The sequence below is a fragment of the Adlercreutzia faecimuris genome (assembly GCF_022669055.1).
GTDB classification, from domain to species: domain Bacteria; phylum Actinomycetota; class Coriobacteriia; order Coriobacteriales; family Eggerthellaceae; genus Enterorhabdus; species Enterorhabdus faecimuris.
This window is the reverse complement of record NZ_JAJMLW010000001.1, coordinates 704,323-718,122: the sequence shown is the minus strand read 5'-3', so window position 1 is coordinate 718,122 and position 13,800 is coordinate 704,323. Positions and strand designations below refer to the sequence as shown.

The window sequence follows — 13,800 nt, the reverse complement described above, 5'->3', positions numbered from 1 at the left end:
ACGCGCGTCAGCCGGCACGCGCAAAAGTGCTAAGATCGTCAAACTAACTTCAGCGCCCGCCGCCCAGACCGCCCGCGGGCGCAGCGCACGAGAAAGGCACCACCCGGCACGGCCGCCCGCGGGCGCGCCACCGCACCCGACCCGGAAGGAGCGCCCCTTGGCCCTCAAGACCCAGCCCGACCTGGCCGACATCCACGTCGTCGGCATCCCGCGCGGGCTCCTCTACCACCGCTACGGCCCGCTGTGGGAGACCTTCTTCCGCGAGCTCGGCCGCGAGGTGATCGTCAGCGCCGAGACCGACCGCGCCGTCGTCGAGGAGGGCACCGCCCGCTCGGTGGACGAGTGCTGCCTGGCGTCGAAGGCCTACCTGGGCCACGTCGCCAGCCTCGTCGGCCGCTGCGACGCCGTGTTCGTCCCCTGCTACGCCAGCTGCGACCCGCGCGCCGGCTTCTGCACCAAGTTCCAGGCCGCGCCCGACCTGGTGGCCAACACCTTCCGCGACCAGGGCGTGCGCGTGCTGTCGTGTTTGGTGGAGAACGTGTCAAAGCCCAAGGAGGTGCGCCGCGCCTTCGCCGAGATGGCCGCGCGCCTGGGCGCCAGCCAGGTGCTGTTCAAGCGCGCATGGAAGGCCGGCGTCCGCGCCCTGGAGGACGCGCGCCGCGCCAAGGCCGCCGCCCAGGAGGAGACCCTGCGCCTCTTGGCCGAGTACCGCGCCGTGGCCGAGGGCGACCCGACGGGCGCCACCGAGCGCCCGCTCGCCATCCTGCTGGTGGCCCACCCCTACATCGCCCACGACGAGTACCTGTGCGGCACCATCGTCGAGGCGCTCGAGTCGATGGGCACCACGGTGCTGTTCGCCGACGAGACCAACCGCGCCCGCACCTACAAGGCCAGCTTCGGGTTCACCGAGACGCTGCCGTGGGTCATCAACCGCGAACTCATCGGGTCGATCCTCACGCTGCAAGACCAGGTGGACGGCATCGTGCTGGTGAGCGCGTTCCCCTGCGGCCCCGACTCCATGACCGACGACACCATCATGCGCTACATCCAGGGCACCCCCATCCTGAACCTGATGATCGACGCCCAGAGCGGCACCGCCGGCGTCGAGACGCGCATCGAGAGCTTCGTCGACATCCTGCGCTACCACCAGAGGGGAGGCTACGTCCATGGCTGACATCCTGCACCTGCCCGAGGAGGCGCGCTCGCGCGTCGCCGTCGAGGAGCGGCGCCGCGAGCCCAAGCTGGGGCACCGCAAGTTCAAGCGTGACCGCCACAAGCGCATCAAGGTAGCGTTCTTCCGCTACTGCTACTACGACCCGGCCTTCAAGTTCTTCGTCGAGCAGGTGCTCGACGCCGACTTCCTCACGCTGCCCGAGGCCACCAAGCGCACCACCGAGATCGGCGAGCAGAACTCCACCGACTACGTGTGCACGCCGTTCAAGCACATCTTGGGCGACTACGTGGAGGCGCTCGAGGCCGGCGCCGACGTGCTCGTGCAGTTCGGCGGCCCGTGCCGGCTGGGCTACTACGGCGAGCTGCAGGAGGCCATCCTGCGCGACATGGGCTACGAGTTCCAGATGCTCAACTTCTCGCGCGGCATCGAGCAGGGGGCGCTCGGCTGGGCCAAGCAGTGCCTCAAGACGGTGAACCCCGACATCAACATCCCCGCCGCGCTGCCCAAGCTGGCCGCCACGGCCAACATGGCCGTCAAGCTGGACGAGGCGCGCGACTTCTACCTGGCCAACGCCGGCTTCGAGCGCGAGCGCGGGGCCTTCCGCCGCGTCTGGGCGTCGTACCGGGACGCCCTGCGGGCCGCCACCGCCGACCGCGACATCAACGAGGCCTTCCGCGAGGCCATGGACGCCATGCGCGCCATCCCGCTCGACAAGCCGGCCGACCCCATCCGCATCGGCGTGGTGGGCGAGATGTTCACCGCCATCGACGAGCGATCCAACCTCGAGCTGGACGAGAAGCTCATGGCCATGGGGGTCGAGGTGCACCGCATGATGAACCTCACCAACCGCTTCATCCGCTACAACGAGCCCAACCTGCGCCGCAGCGCCGCCGACTACCTCACCTACGACATGGGCCCCACCTCCACGCTCACCGTGGTGGCGGCGCACCGCTACGCCCAGGAGGGCTTCGACGGCGTCATCCACGCCAAGTCGGCCGGCTGCACGCCCGAGATCGACTGCATGCCCGTGCTCCAGCGCATCAGCGCCGACGCGGCCATGCCCATCCTCTACCTCACCTACGACTCCCAGACCTCCGACACCGGCCTGGACACGCGCCTCGAGGCGTTCTACGACATGCTTTCCATGAAGAAGGAGAAGACGAAATGACCCTCGGCTACCTCGGAATAGACATCGGCTCCATCTCCACCAAGGGCGTCATCATCGACGAGGACCGCACCATCATCGCGCGGTCGTACCTGTGGACGGAGGGCAACCCCACCGAGGCCTCGCGCAACGTCGTGCGCGAGCTGGAGAGCCAGGTGGCAGACGCGGGCGTGCGGATCGTGGGCGCCGGCACCACGGGCAGCGCTCGGCGGCTGGTAGGCGCCATGCTCGGCGCGAGCGTCATCAAGAACGAGATCACGGCCCACGCGGTGGGCACCACCTACCTGCACCCCGACGTGCGCACCATCCTGGAGATCGGCGGCCAGGACTCCAAGATCATCTGCGTGTCGGGCGGCATCGCCGTCGACTACGCCATGAACACCCTGTGCGCGGCCGGCACCGGCTCGTTCCTGTCGAGCCAGGCCCATCGCCTGGGCGTCGAGGTGGAGGAGTTCGGCGACATCGCGCTCACGTCGAAGCGCCCGGCCAACATCGCGGCGCGCTGCACCGTGTTCGCCGAGAGCGACCTGGTGCACAAGATCCAGGTGGGCTACGCGCGCGAGGACATCATCGCGGGGCTGTGCAACGCCGTGGCGTCGAACTACCTCAACAATGTGGGGAAGGGGAAGAAGATAGACGCCCCCGTCGTGTTCCAGGGCGGCGTGTCGAAGAACGCCGGCGTGGTGCACGCCTTCGAGGAGCAGCTGGGGATGCCCGTCACGGTCGACCCGGACGGGCATCTCATGGGCGCGTTCGGCGCGGCGCTGCTGGCGGCCGACGCCGGCCCCATCACCGACGCCGAGTCGGGTCCCTTCGCCAGCGGCGCGTTCGACTTCGAGGCCCTGCTCGACTTCGACTTCAAGACCCGCGAGGTGGAATGCGGCAAGTGCGCCAACCACTGCGAGATCATCTGCGTCTACCGCGACAAGGACATCATCGACAGCTGGGGCAACCGCTGCGACAAGGGCGCCGTCAAGACGACGGCGTAGGGCACCGAGCGCCGCTAGCCCTCCCCTCCCCCGTTTTCGCGATGGGGGCGTTGGGCTAGAATAAGCGGGTTGCAGAAAACCGCGGCGCGGCAGGCGGCTGCGACGGGCGCGAGGGCGAGCCGGCCCCGCTCGCCGCGACGGCCGCAGCCCCGCCCGTGCCCGTCGAAAGGAACCCTCCCATGGCCGTCGACCCCGCCTCGCTCATCATCGACCTGCCCGACTACCCCGTTCCCGGAGTGGTCTTCAAGGACATCACCCCCGTGCTCGCCGACGCCGAGGCGCTGGCCGCCGTGGTCGACGGCATCGCCGGCCGCTTCGCCGGGCGCGGCGTCACCAAGGTCATCGGCGCCGAGGCCCGCGGCTTCATCGTGGGCGCGCCGGTCGCCGTGGCCCTGGGCGCCGGCTTCGTGCCGGCCCGCAAGCCCGGCAAGCTCCCCCGCGACACCTACGCCGCCACCTACGAGCTGGAATACGGGTCCGACGCGCTGGAGATCCACCGCGACGCGCTCACGCCCGACGACGTGGTGCTGATCGTGGACGACCTGGTGGCCACGGGCGGCACCGTCCGCGCGCTGGTGAAGCTGGTGGAGGACACGGGCGCCCAGCTGGCGGGGATGGGCTTCTTCCTGGAGCTGGCCTTCCTGAACCCGCGGGCCGCCATCGCCGAGGTAACCGACGCGGAGGTCTTCTCCCTCCACGCCGTCGAGTAGGAGCGAGCCATGGACCAGAGCATCATCCGCATCATCGACAAGGCCCGCGGCGGCGCGCTGCTCGACCGGGCCGAGATAATCGCCCTGCTGTCGGTCGAGAACCTCTCCCCCGAGGCCTTCGCCATCCAGCAGGCCGGGCGCGCCTTCACCAGCGAGCTCAACGACGGCTACGCCGAGATCCACAGCCACATCGGCCTGGACGCGTCGCCGTGCCCGTGCGACTGCGCCTTCTGCTCCTTCGCCGTGAGCGCCGGCGTCTTCCGCCGCAAGACCGAGCTGCCGCTCGAGCGCATCCTCGACGAGGCGAGCACCTTCGACGCCGCCGGCGTGAACGCCCTCTACCTGGTGACCACCGCCCGCTACGACCAGGAGCAGTTCCTCGACGTGGTGGCCGCCGTGCGCGGGGTGCTCACCCGCGACATCCCCATCGTGGCGAACGTCGCCGACTTCGACCTGGCTTACGCGCGCGAGCTCAAGGCGGCGGGCGTGGCAGGCGCCTACCACGTCATGCGCCTGGGTGAGGGCACCTACACCCGCTGCGACCGCGACGCGCGCATCGCCACCATCGAGGCGGCCAAGGAGGCGGGCCTGGTGGTGGGTAACTGCATCGAGCCCATCGGCCCGGAGCACACCCCCGACGAGCTGGCCGATCTCATCCTGCTGGCCCGCAGCCTGGAGGTGGGCTTCAGTGGCGCCATGCGGCGCAACACCATCCCGAACACGGCGTTCTCGAAGTACGGCAACATCAGCTACGGGCGCCTGGCCACCTACGCGGGCTCCATCGCCCTGGCCACGGGGCCGAGCATCCGCGGCAACTGCACCCACGAGCCCAGCCAGCTGTGCGCCCAGGCCGGCGCCAACATCATCTGGGCCGAGCGCGGCACGTCGCCCCGCGACGTGGAGGCCGAGACCCTGCGCGGCTACTCGGTCGAACAGTGCCGCGACCTGTACGCCGAATGCGACTGGAAGGTGTGGGACGGTCCCTCGCGCTACTACGCGTAACCGGCGGGGCGCCCTCCCCTACTCGTGGCGGCCGCAGCAGGGGCCGGTGGGGTCGGGCATGACGTAGTCGGCCGGGTCGCCCACCTTCCACCACATCTTGCCGTCGACCGGGAAGCGCGGGTCGGGGCTCTCCGAGCGGCACTCGAAGCCGGCCTCCTCGATGAGCGCGCGGGCCTCGGCCACGGTGAAGCCGCGCCAGACCTCCTCGTTGAACGTGGTGTCGCGCGGGTTGGCGCCGCGCTCCACGGTGAAGTTGCTGCCGCCGGAGTACAGCGCCGCGGGCACCGCCGGATGCATGCCGCAGGTGCGCACCTTCGTGCCGACGCTCAGGCGCAGCGTGGCCAGCAGGTGCAGCATGCGCTCCTCGCTGATGGGCTCGACGCCCTCGAAGGGGGTGCCCGGCACGTTCACGCGGGCCATGACGCTCATGCCGTAGGGGCGGTGCGCCAGGTTCTCCAGGATGCGGTCGGCTATCTCCTCGTTGGTGTGCTCGATGCCCAGGGGCTCCACGCAGGTGATCCAGCGCAGCGGCGAGTTGCTGATGGCGTCGATGGTCTGCCAGCGCAGGCTCACGTCGAAGGGCGTGTCGATGCCCTCGCGCATGCGCACCACGTGGTAGGCGCTCGTGGCGCCGGCCTGGTAGGCCGCCTCGGCCATGGCCGGGCTCATCTCGCCCACGTTGAGGTTGATGAGGTAGCTGCCCGGCACCGCCTCGCGGATATCGGCGAGCCACTCGGACAGCACGTTCAGGTCGTAGAACTCGGTCGAGCGCAGCGTGATGGTGGTGACGCCCGCCTCGACGTACTCGCGCACCAGCTCGATGATCTCGGCCTTGGAGTAGATGACGTCCTCCTCCACCAGGCCCCAGGCGGTGCCGAACGAGCAGAACTTGCAGTTCATGTCGCAGCTGCACAGATCGACGCCGATGGCGCCCGATATGGAGGCGCTGTTGTTCGTGGCGAGATGGGCCATCTCGGCCGCGCGCTCGCGCAAGTAGGCCACCTCCTCGGATGCCGAGTCGAGCTCGAGCAGCGCGATGATGACCTCGCGGGGCTGCGATGCCCCGCGCGACCCCTCGTCGAAGACGCGGTCGATCAGGTCCTTGGTATCCTGGTTCATAGGTCCTCCCTCTCTAGCGCCAGGTGGTGAAGCGCTTCTGCAGCCAGGCGGTCAGGTAGTTGAGCGCCGTCACCGTCATGCCGCAGGTGATGACGCCGGCCACGATGTTCGCGTAGTTGGCGAACACGTTGGCGTTGGATATCCAGTAGCCGATGCCGGACTTCGCGCCGAAGCTCTCGGCGTACATGAGCATGAGGAAGCCGGTGGTCAGCGACACCCGCATGTTCTTGAGCACGTCCGGCACGATGAACGGCAGGATGATCTTGGTGATCATCGTCCAGTTGCTCACCTTGAGCACGCGGGCGTTGTCGGTAATGGCCTGAGGCAGCGACCCCACGCGCAGGATCATCGACAGGAACTGCGGCCAGAACACGCCCAGCAGGATGACCATGATGGCCGCCCAGCGGTACGACGGCATGAGGATGACGAGGAACGGCGTGAAGATGACCGACGGGATGGGGGCCAGCACGTTGGCGATGGGGTAGAACATGGCGCGCAGGCGCGGCACCCAGCCCACCACGACGCCCAGGATCACGCCGAGCGCCGTGCCGAGGATGTAGCCGGACAGCAGGAGCTCCAGCGACGACACCACGTTGGCCCACAGCTCCGGGCCCGACCGCTGGAACACGTAGAACACGTTCTCCGGCGAGGGGATGAGCACGCTGTGGGCGATGCCGAGCTTGGTCGACGACAGCTCCCACACCAGCATCAGCACCCACACGGCGCAGATGATGTCGGACGACCCCGACGGGAACGGGTCGAGCTTGCGCCCGCGGAAGAGCGCCAGCAGGTAGCACAGCTCGATGACGCCGATGGCCACCAGAAGCGCCGTGGCCGGGTAGACCTTGCGCGCGTCCGGCATGAGCAGGATGACGCCCACCAGCGCCGCCAGCAGGACGTGGGCGATGACGAACTCAACGACGATGCGCCTCATGGCGTCACGCTCCCCTCGAAGACCTGCTCGCGGTCGGCCAGGTCGCGCCGCGTCTCCACGGCGTCGTAGAACAGCCCCATGAGCTCGTCCTGGATGAGCCGCACGGCGGGACGGCGCAGGAACTCCTCGGGATCGCGCGGGCGCGCGGCGCCCACGGGGATGTCGGCCAGGAAGCGGCCGTCGCTCATGAAGACGATGCGGTCGGCCAGGAGCAGCGCCTCGTCGATGTCGTGGGTGACGAACACGGCCGTCTTGCGGCGGTCGCGGTCGGCCTCCACCCACAGCGCGCTCATGAGCTCCTGCAGGTCGCGGCGCGTGCGCACGTCCAGGGCGCCGAAGGGCTCGTCGAACAGCAGGATCTCGGTGTCCATGGCGAGCGCCCGGGCGATGGCCACGCGCTGCTGCATGCCGCCGGAGAGCTGGTAGGGATGCAGGTCGGCCGCCTTCTCCATGCCCACGCGGGCCAGGTAGGAGCGCGACACCTCGGCGACCTGGGCCTTGGTGAGGCCGCGCCCCAGCTCGACGGAGGCCTGGCGCACGCCGAACTCCACGTTCGCGAGCGCCGTCATCCACGGGAACAGCGAGTAGTTCTGGAACACCACCGAGCGGTCGAGCCCCGGCCCGTCGAGCGGCTTGCCGTCGATGGCGATGCTGCCCGCCGTGGGCGCCTGCAGGCCGGCGAGCGTGCGCAGAAGCGTCGTCTTGCCGCAGCCGGAATGGCCTACCAGGCACAGGAACTGCCCGTCCTCCACGGTCAGGCTGAGGTGCTTGAGCACCAGGTCCTCCCCCTCACCGGCCGCGCGCCGACGCCGGGTGAACAGGTCGAGGTCGTCGCTGTACGAGAAGCAGACGTCATCGAGAACGAGAGCCCCCATGTTCCTTCTCTCTCCACTCGGGAAACACGCGGCGGCCCCGGCGCCTGACGCGCCGGGGCCGCCGCACCATCTTAATCGTTGTACTTGCTGAAGTCGGCGTCGAGCTGCTTATAGGTCTCGTTGTCGGGCTCGCGGTCGAGCAGGATGTCGAGGGCCTTGCGGTAGATGCCGGACACGGCGTAGGGCTCCATGTCGTAGGGCGAGTCGGGCTCGATCTCGTTGATGTTCTGGAGCGCCTTGTAGAACGCCTTCACGTCCTTGGTGTGCGGGTCGGGCGAGAGGTTCATGACGTTGCGGTAGGTATCGGTGCCGTACATGGCGGCCTCGACGTAGTCCGGCTCCTGGCTGGAGTAGTCGCAGAGCATCTGGATGACCTCGTCCTTGTTGTTGAGGTAGAAGTCGTAGCCGCGCAGGATGGCCACCTCGAAGTCCACGAGCGACAGGTACTTGGACGTGTAGGCCTCGGCCGAGCAGTTCTGGCGGCAGCACGGGTAGTCGCCCGTCACGTCGCGCACGATGCCGGCCACCTTGATGCCGTCGACGCCGAGCGAGTAGCCCATGGCGTTGTTGGTGATGAACAGGTCGCACTGGTCGGAGCGCAGGCCCTCCATGGCCGTGGTGTTGTTGTCGACGTACTCGAAGAACACGTCCTCGCCCAGGGTCAGGCCGTTTTCCTGGAGGTAGTTCTTGAGGGCCATCTGGCCGGTCTCCTCGCGCGAGCAGTTGATGCGCAGGCCACGGAAGTCGTCGGCCGTCTTGAGCTCGCGATCGAAGGCCTCGGTGGACAGCATCTCCGAGCCGTTGAGGATGGTGCCGCCGAAGACGTAGATCTCGGCGCCCTGGGACACGTACGAGCAGGCCGGCACGACGCCGAACAGGTCGATGTCCAGGCGGTTGACCGACATGGCGGCCATGGCGTCGGCCAGCGCGATGGTCTGGAACTCGACGTCGCACTCCTCCTCGGCGAAGAAGCCCTTCTGCTGGGCGATGATGGCGGGGGCGATCTTGATGAGCTTGCCGGTGACGGCGCAGGTCAGATGCTCGCCCTTGCCCTGGCTCATGAAGGCCTCCTCCTGCGGGCCGGCGTCGGGCCGGGGCGCGTCGGCCGGGGCCTCCTTCTTGTCCTCGCCCCCGGAGCAGGCCACGAGGCCTCCCATAGCGAGCGTGGCGGCGGACACGCCGGCCACCTTCACGAAGGTTCTTCTGCTGAGCGTCATGCGGGCTTCCTTCCTCTTTCCCGTGGCCGTGCCTGCCGCGGCACGCCCCCATCGCCTTGGGCTGATAGTTTACTATGGCACACATAGAATAGTGTCCTATAGTAGATCATGTCAACTAGCTTCCGACAAGCGGAAGCACCCCATGATAGAAGAAGGCGCCCCCGTCGGAGGGCGCCTTCCGCGAATCGACGGGATCTCCGTCCCTACTTCATGAGCTCGGTCACGGCCTGGGCGAAGGCGATGGGATCCTCGATGGGCAGGCCCTCCACCAGCAGCGCCTGGTCGAACAGGATCTCGGTGTACTTCTTCACCTTGGCGTCGTCGCCGCCCTCGTGGGCCGCCTTGAGCGTGTCGAACACGGGGCTCTTCGGGTTGACCTCCAGCACCACCTGGCTCTTGGGGGCCTCCTCGGCGCCCGGCGCGTTCTTGAGCATCTGGGCCATCTGCAGCGACACGGCGCCCTCGGTGGTCAGCACCACCGGCGCGTCGGTGAGGCGCGTCGACACGACCACCTTCTCGACGCGGCCGCCCAGGGCCTCGGTCATCACGTCGAAGAGCTCGCGGTTCTCCTCGGTGGCCTCGGCGGCCTCCTTCTTCTCCTCCTCGGTGGTGAGCCCCAGGTCCTCGCTGCCGACGTTCTTCAGCGGGAACGCGCGCTCCTCGTCGCCGTCCTTCTTGGCGTAGTCGCCGAGCGCCATCATGCAGAACTCGTCGACGTTCTCGGTGCACAGCAGCACGTCGTAGCCCTTGGCCAGCACCGTGGTGACGATGGGCATCTTGGCCAGGTGCTCCAGGCCCTCGCCGGCGGCGAAGAAGATGGACTCCTGGTCGGCCGGGGCGTCGGCCAGGTACTCGTCGAGCGTGATCATCTTCTTCTGCTTGGCCGAGTAGAACAGCAGGAGGTCGGCCAGGGTGTCCTTGGCCATGCCGTAGCTCGTGTAGACGCCGAACTTGAGGGTGCGGCCGAACTGCTCGAAGAACTTCTCGTAGGCCTCGCGGTCGTCATCGCGCATCGCGGCCAGGTCGGCCTTGACCTTCTTCTCCAGGCGGCGGGCGATGGCGCGCAGCTGGCCGTTGTGCTGCAGCGTCTCACGCGAGATGTTGAGCGTCAGGTCAGCGGAGTCGACCACGCCGCGCACGAAGTTGAAGTAGTCGGGCACCAGCTCCTCGCACTTGTCCATGATGAGCACGTTGGAGCTGTAGAGGGCCAGGCCCTTCTTGTACTCCTTGGTGTACAGGTCGAAGGGGGCACGGGACGGCACGAACAGCAGCGCGTCGTAGTTGAGCGTGCCCTCGGCGTGCACGGTGATGGTGCGCGCGGGGTCCTCGAAGTCGTGGAAGTCGGTCTTGTAGAACTCGTTGTACTCCTCCTGGGACACCTCGGCGCCCTTGCGCTTCCAGATGGGCACCATCGAGTTGATGGTCTCCACCTCGGTGTAGTTCTCGAACTCGGGCACGTAGTCGTCGCCGGCGTCGGCCGGACGCGGCTTCATGCGGCTCTTGGTGACCTCCATCTGGATAGGGTAGCGCACGTAGTTGCTGTAGCGCTTGACCAGGTCGGTCAGACCGTATTCCGTGGCGAACTCGCCGTAGGACTCCTCGTCGGCGTCGTCCTTCAGGTAGATGACGACGTCGGTGCCGTGCTCGGCGCGCTCGGCCTCGCTGATGGTGTAGCCCTCGATGCCGTCGCTCTCCCAGGCCCAGGCCTCGTCAGACCCGTAGGCGCGCGACACGACGCGCACCTTCTTTCCCACCATGAAGGCGGAGTAGAAGCCGACGCCGAACTGGCCGATGATGTCGACGGCCTTCTGGTCGTCGAGGCCCTCCTGCTCGCCGGGGACGTCCTTGGCCGCGGCCTTGAACTCGTAGGAGTCGGAATGGGCGATGGTGCCCAGGTTCTTGTCGAGGTCGTCCTTGCTCATGCCGATGCCGTTGTCCGACACGGTGACGGTGCGCGCGGCCTCGTCGAAGCCGATGGTGATGGCCAGGTCGGCGCGGTTGATCTGCACGGAGTCGTCGGTGAGGCTGCGGAAGTAGAGCTTGTCCACCGCGTCGGAGGCGTTGGAGATGAGCTCGCGCAGGAATATCTCGCGGTTGGTGTAGATGGAGTTGATCATGAGGTCGAGGAGCTTCTTGCTCTCGGTCTTGAACTTGCGCATGGATGTGCCTTCTTTCAACGGGTTGCGGGGCGGGTGCGCCAGGCGCGGGCGGCGGCGCGGGCCCGGGCGGGCGAGGCCGCCGGGTCGCCGGAGCCGAGCGTAGGACGCGGCGCGCGGCCGACGCGTGACGCCGGCAAAGACGCCACCGAGCCGTTTCCGCGCCATCACGCCCGGGTTAGCACTCTCCCCTTCTGTTTGCTAACAGCACATTTTAGAAGGCAGGAAATCTATGTCAAGCACTATAAGGTTTTTTCACAAGGAGGAAAGAGAAGCGCCGCCCCGGAGGGCGGGCGCAGATGCGGGCGAGAAGTGGGGGAGGGGCGCCCGCGAATGCAGTTGCGCGTGGGGCGCCACGCGAGCGTCAGCGTGGACGACGCGAGCGCCGGGCGTGGGCGTGGCGCCGGGCGTGGGCGTGGCGCCGGGCGCGCCCGCGCCTTGGGGTGAGCGCGACACCCGACGCCCGGCGCTCGTCTTCCCTAGGCCTCCATCAGGTCGATGGCCTCGGCGAGGGAGCGCATGATGTTGCGGCGGCTGAGGGCGCCTGCCAGCTTGCCGTCGGCGTCCACCACCGGCACCTTCTTGATGCGCTTGCTCGCGAACAGCTGGCACACCTCGTCGACGGGCGTGTCCTCGCGCACCGAGATGACGCGGTGGGTCGCCACGTCCATGACGTTGAGGGCCAGAAGCGCGCGCAGGCGGTCCATCGCCTCGGTGTCGTCGACGTAGCGGTACAGGTTGAGGGTGCTGTCCACCACCGATATCTCGGTCTTGCCCAGGTAGGACGCCACGTCGCCGTCGGACACGAAGCCCACGAGCGCGCCGGCGCCGTCCACCACGGGCAGACCGCTCGTCTCGTTAGCGGCCATGAGGCGGATGACCTCGCCCATGGTGGCATCCGCGCTCGCGCACACGGGCACGCGGTTCATGACGTCGGCGGCCACGTAGGTGCGGTGCGGGTCTATCGCCTCGCCGCGCGTGGCGTCAACCGTCACGCCATCGAAGCCGGCGGCGTAGTCGACGAGCTCCTCGCCGCGCTCGGCCGGCGTGGCCGCCGCGGCGCCCGGCGCCTTCGCCTTGTCGCGTACGAACGCCAGGATGACCAGGCCGGCCACCACCATGAGGGCGAACGTGGTCGTGAACGCCAGGTGGTCACCCAGGTAGGCCTGCTCAAGCGGCGCGGCGCCGGGGGCCACCATCGGCGCGAGGGCCGATATGGACACGAGCACGGCGGTGCCCATGGACGCGGCCACCTGGTTCAGGGTGTTGGACACGCCCTGAGCGTGCTGGATGACGCCGTTGTCCAGCGAGTTGACGCCCCAGGTGTTGAGCGGCGTCATGGTGAACTGCAGGCCCACCACCAGCACGGTATAGGTGAGCGTCAGGTTGAGGAAGCTGCTGTCGATGCCCAGCCGCGCCAGGCCCGACGCGCCCAGCACCGCCACGATGACGCCGGGGATGACCACGCGGCGCACGCCGAAGCGGTCGAACAGGCGGCCCGACACCAGGCCCATGAACGCGCCGATGAGCGCGCCGGGCAGCATGGCCACGCCCGACATGGTGGCGCTGAAGCCCAGCACGCCCTGCACGTAGAGCGGCGTGATGACGCCCGTGCCCATGAGGGCAGCCTGCACGATGACGATGATGACGACGGCGATGGCGTAGTTGCGCGTGCGCAGGATGCCCACCTGGAGCATGGGCTCGGGCAGCCTCAGCTGGCGTCGCACGTACAGGACGCAGAGCACCAGGCCCACCGCGATGAGCCCCGCCGTGACGGCCAGGTTATCCGACGACGCGAAGGTGGACAGCCCGTAGAGCAGGCACACCAGGCCCACGGTGGACAGCACCACCGACAGCTTGTCGAAGGGCGCGCGGGCGAAGCTGCCGTAGTTGCGCAGCACCGCCACGGCCAGCACGATCACCACCACCGACAGCACCGTCACGATGGCGAACAGCGCGCGCCAGCCCACCGAGTCCACCAGCAGGCCCGCCACCGACGGGCCCACCGCCGGCGCGAACCCGATGATCAGCCCGATGACGCCCATGGCCGTACCGCGCTTCTCGCGCGGGAACACCAGCAGGATCACCGTGAACACCATGGGCATGGACATGCCGGTGCACGCCGCCTGCAGCACGCGGCCGAGCAGCAGCACCCAGAAGTTGGGCGCCACGGCCGCCGCCAGGCTGCCCGCCGTGAACAGCGCGAAAGCCGTGATGAACAGCTGGCGCGTGGTAAAGCGCCCTATCAGGTAGGCGGAAAGCGGGATGACGACCGCCTCCACCAGGGAATAGCCGCTGGTCAGCCACTGGACGGTGGTGGCGTCGACCCCCAGGTCCGCCATGATGGCGGGCAGCGCGGGCGACAGCAGCGTCTGGTTCAGCACCGCCAGCAGCACGCCCACCAGCAGGACGCCCACCATCACCAGCTCTTTTCTTCCAACACCTAAGGCCATAAGCTC

Annotated in this window: 11 protein-coding genes; 5 read left to right on the top strand and 6 right to left on the bottom strand. The window is 68.3% G+C overall.

Annotation, left to right across the window (positions count from 1 at the left end; translation table 11 throughout):
• Positions 1 to 157 precede the first annotated feature (157 nt).
• The 5 genes from LPT13_RS02360 to LPT13_RS02340 all read left to right on the top strand — a co-directional run bounded on the left by LPT13_RS02360 (position 158) and on the right by LPT13_RS02340 (position 5,040).
• Positions 158 to 1,174, top strand: coding sequence for an acyl-CoA dehydratase activase-related protein (locus tag LPT13_RS02360; RefSeq protein ID WP_242163096.1), 1,017 nt, complete (start codon positions 158 to 160; stop codon positions 1,172 to 1,174).
• Positions 1,167 to 2,342: a hypothetical protein gene (locus LPT13_RS02355; RefSeq protein WP_242163094.1), complete on the top strand. Its 1,176-nt coding sequence runs from the start codon at positions 1,167 to 1,169 to the stop codon at positions 2,340 to 2,342. The genes LPT13_RS02360 and LPT13_RS02355 overlap by 8 nt, the downstream gene beginning before the upstream one ends.
• Positions 2,339 to 3,328, top strand: a complete 990-nt coding sequence (locus LPT13_RS02350) for an acyl-CoA dehydratase activase (RefSeq protein WP_242163091.1) — start codon at positions 2,339 to 2,341, stop codon at positions 3,326 to 3,328. The genes LPT13_RS02355 and LPT13_RS02350 overlap by 4 nt, the downstream gene beginning before the upstream one ends.
• 179 nt (positions 3,329 to 3,507) lie before the next feature.
• Positions 3,508 to 4,038, top strand: a complete 531-nt coding sequence (locus tag LPT13_RS02345) for an adenine phosphoribosyltransferase (RefSeq protein WP_242163088.1) — start codon at positions 3,508 to 3,510, stop codon at positions 4,036 to 4,038.
• Positions 4,039 to 4,047: 9 nt separating this feature from the next.
• Positions 4,048 to 5,040 (top strand): radical SAM family protein, encoded by a 993-nt coding sequence (locus LPT13_RS02340; RefSeq protein WP_242163086.1) that lies wholly within the window; start codon positions 4,048 to 4,050, stop codon positions 5,038 to 5,040.
• Positions 5,041 to 5,058: 18 nt separating this feature from the next.
• Here the strand turns inward: LPT13_RS02340 and LPT13_RS02335 are convergent, their stop codons facing one another.
• The 6 genes from LPT13_RS02335 to LPT13_RS02310 form a co-directional block, all read right to left on the bottom strand.
• Positions 5,059 to 6,159: a biotin synthase BioB gene (locus tag LPT13_RS02335; protein ID WP_242163084.1), complete on the bottom strand. Its 1,101-nt coding sequence runs from the start codon at positions 6,157 to 6,159 to the stop codon at positions 5,059 to 5,061.
• Positions 6,160 to 6,172: 13 nt separating this feature from the next.
• Positions 6,173 to 7,093, bottom strand: coding sequence for an ABC transporter permease (locus LPT13_RS02330; protein WP_242163082.1), 921 nt, complete (start codon positions 7,091 to 7,093; stop codon positions 6,173 to 6,175).
• Positions 7,090 to 7,968, bottom strand: a complete 879-nt coding sequence (locus LPT13_RS02325; protein WP_242163080.1) for an ABC transporter ATP-binding protein — start codon at positions 7,966 to 7,968, stop codon at positions 7,090 to 7,092. Before LPT13_RS02325 ends, LPT13_RS02330 begins: the two co-directional genes overlap by 4 nt.
• A 71-nt stretch (positions 7,969 to 8,039) precedes the next feature.
• Positions 8,040 to 9,185, bottom strand: coding sequence for an ABC transporter substrate-binding protein (locus tag LPT13_RS02320; RefSeq protein ID WP_242163078.1), 1,146 nt, complete (start codon positions 9,183 to 9,185; stop codon positions 8,040 to 8,042).
• A gap of 203 nt (positions 9,186 to 9,388) precedes the next feature.
• Positions 9,389 to 11,344 (bottom strand): molecular chaperone HtpG, encoded by a 1,956-nt coding sequence (htpG, locus tag LPT13_RS02315; protein WP_242163076.1) that lies wholly within the window; start codon positions 11,342 to 11,344, stop codon positions 9,389 to 9,391.
• A gap of 476 nt (positions 11,345 to 11,820) precedes the next feature.
• A complete protein-coding gene (locus LPT13_RS02310) occupies positions 11,821 to 13,761 on the bottom strand; it encodes an MDR family MFS transporter (protein ID WP_242163074.1) in 1,941 nt (646 codons plus the stop codon).
• Positions 13,762 to 13,800: the final 39 nt, after the last annotated feature.

What these genes read in the sequence shown, in the direction of transcription:
- LPT13_RS02340 (WP_242163086.1), top strand. Translation starts at nt 4,048, where the DNA reads ATGGACCAGAGCATCATCCGCATCATCGACAAGGCCCGCGGCGGCGCG.
- LPT13_RS02325 (WP_242163080.1), bottom strand. Translation starts at nt 7,968, where the DNA reads ATGGGGGCTCTCGTTCTCGATGACGTCTGCTTCTCGTACAGCGACGAC.
- LPT13_RS02320 (WP_242163078.1), bottom strand. Translation starts at nt 9,185, where the DNA reads ATGACGCTCAGCAGAAGAACCTTCGTGAAGGTGGCCGGCGTGTCCGCC.
- LPT13_RS02345 (WP_242163088.1), top strand. Translation starts at nt 3,508, where the DNA reads ATGGCCGTCGACCCCGCCTCGCTCATCATCGACCTGCCCGACTACCCC.
- htpG (WP_242163076.1), bottom strand. Translation starts at nt 11,344, where the DNA reads ATGCGCAAGTTCAAGACCGAGAGCAAGAAGCTCCTCGACCTCATGATC.
- LPT13_RS02355 (WP_242163094.1), top strand. Translation starts at nt 1,167, where the DNA reads ATGGCTGACATCCTGCACCTGCCCGAGGAGGCGCGCTCGCGCGTCGCC.
- LPT13_RS02310 (WP_242163074.1), bottom strand. Translation starts at nt 13,761, where the DNA reads ATGGTGGGCGTCCTGCTGGTGGGCGTGCTGCTGGCGGTGCTGAACCAG.
- LPT13_RS02350 (WP_242163091.1), top strand. Translation starts at nt 2,339, where the DNA reads ATGACCCTCGGCTACCTCGGAATAGACATCGGCTCCATCTCCACCAAG.
- LPT13_RS02335 (WP_242163084.1), bottom strand. Translation starts at nt 6,159, where the DNA reads ATGAACCAGGATACCAAGGACCTGATCGACCGCGTCTTCGACGAGGGG.
- LPT13_RS02330 (WP_242163082.1), bottom strand. Translation starts at nt 7,093, where the DNA reads ATGAGGCGCATCGTCGTTGAGTTCGTCATCGCCCACGTCCTGCTGGCG.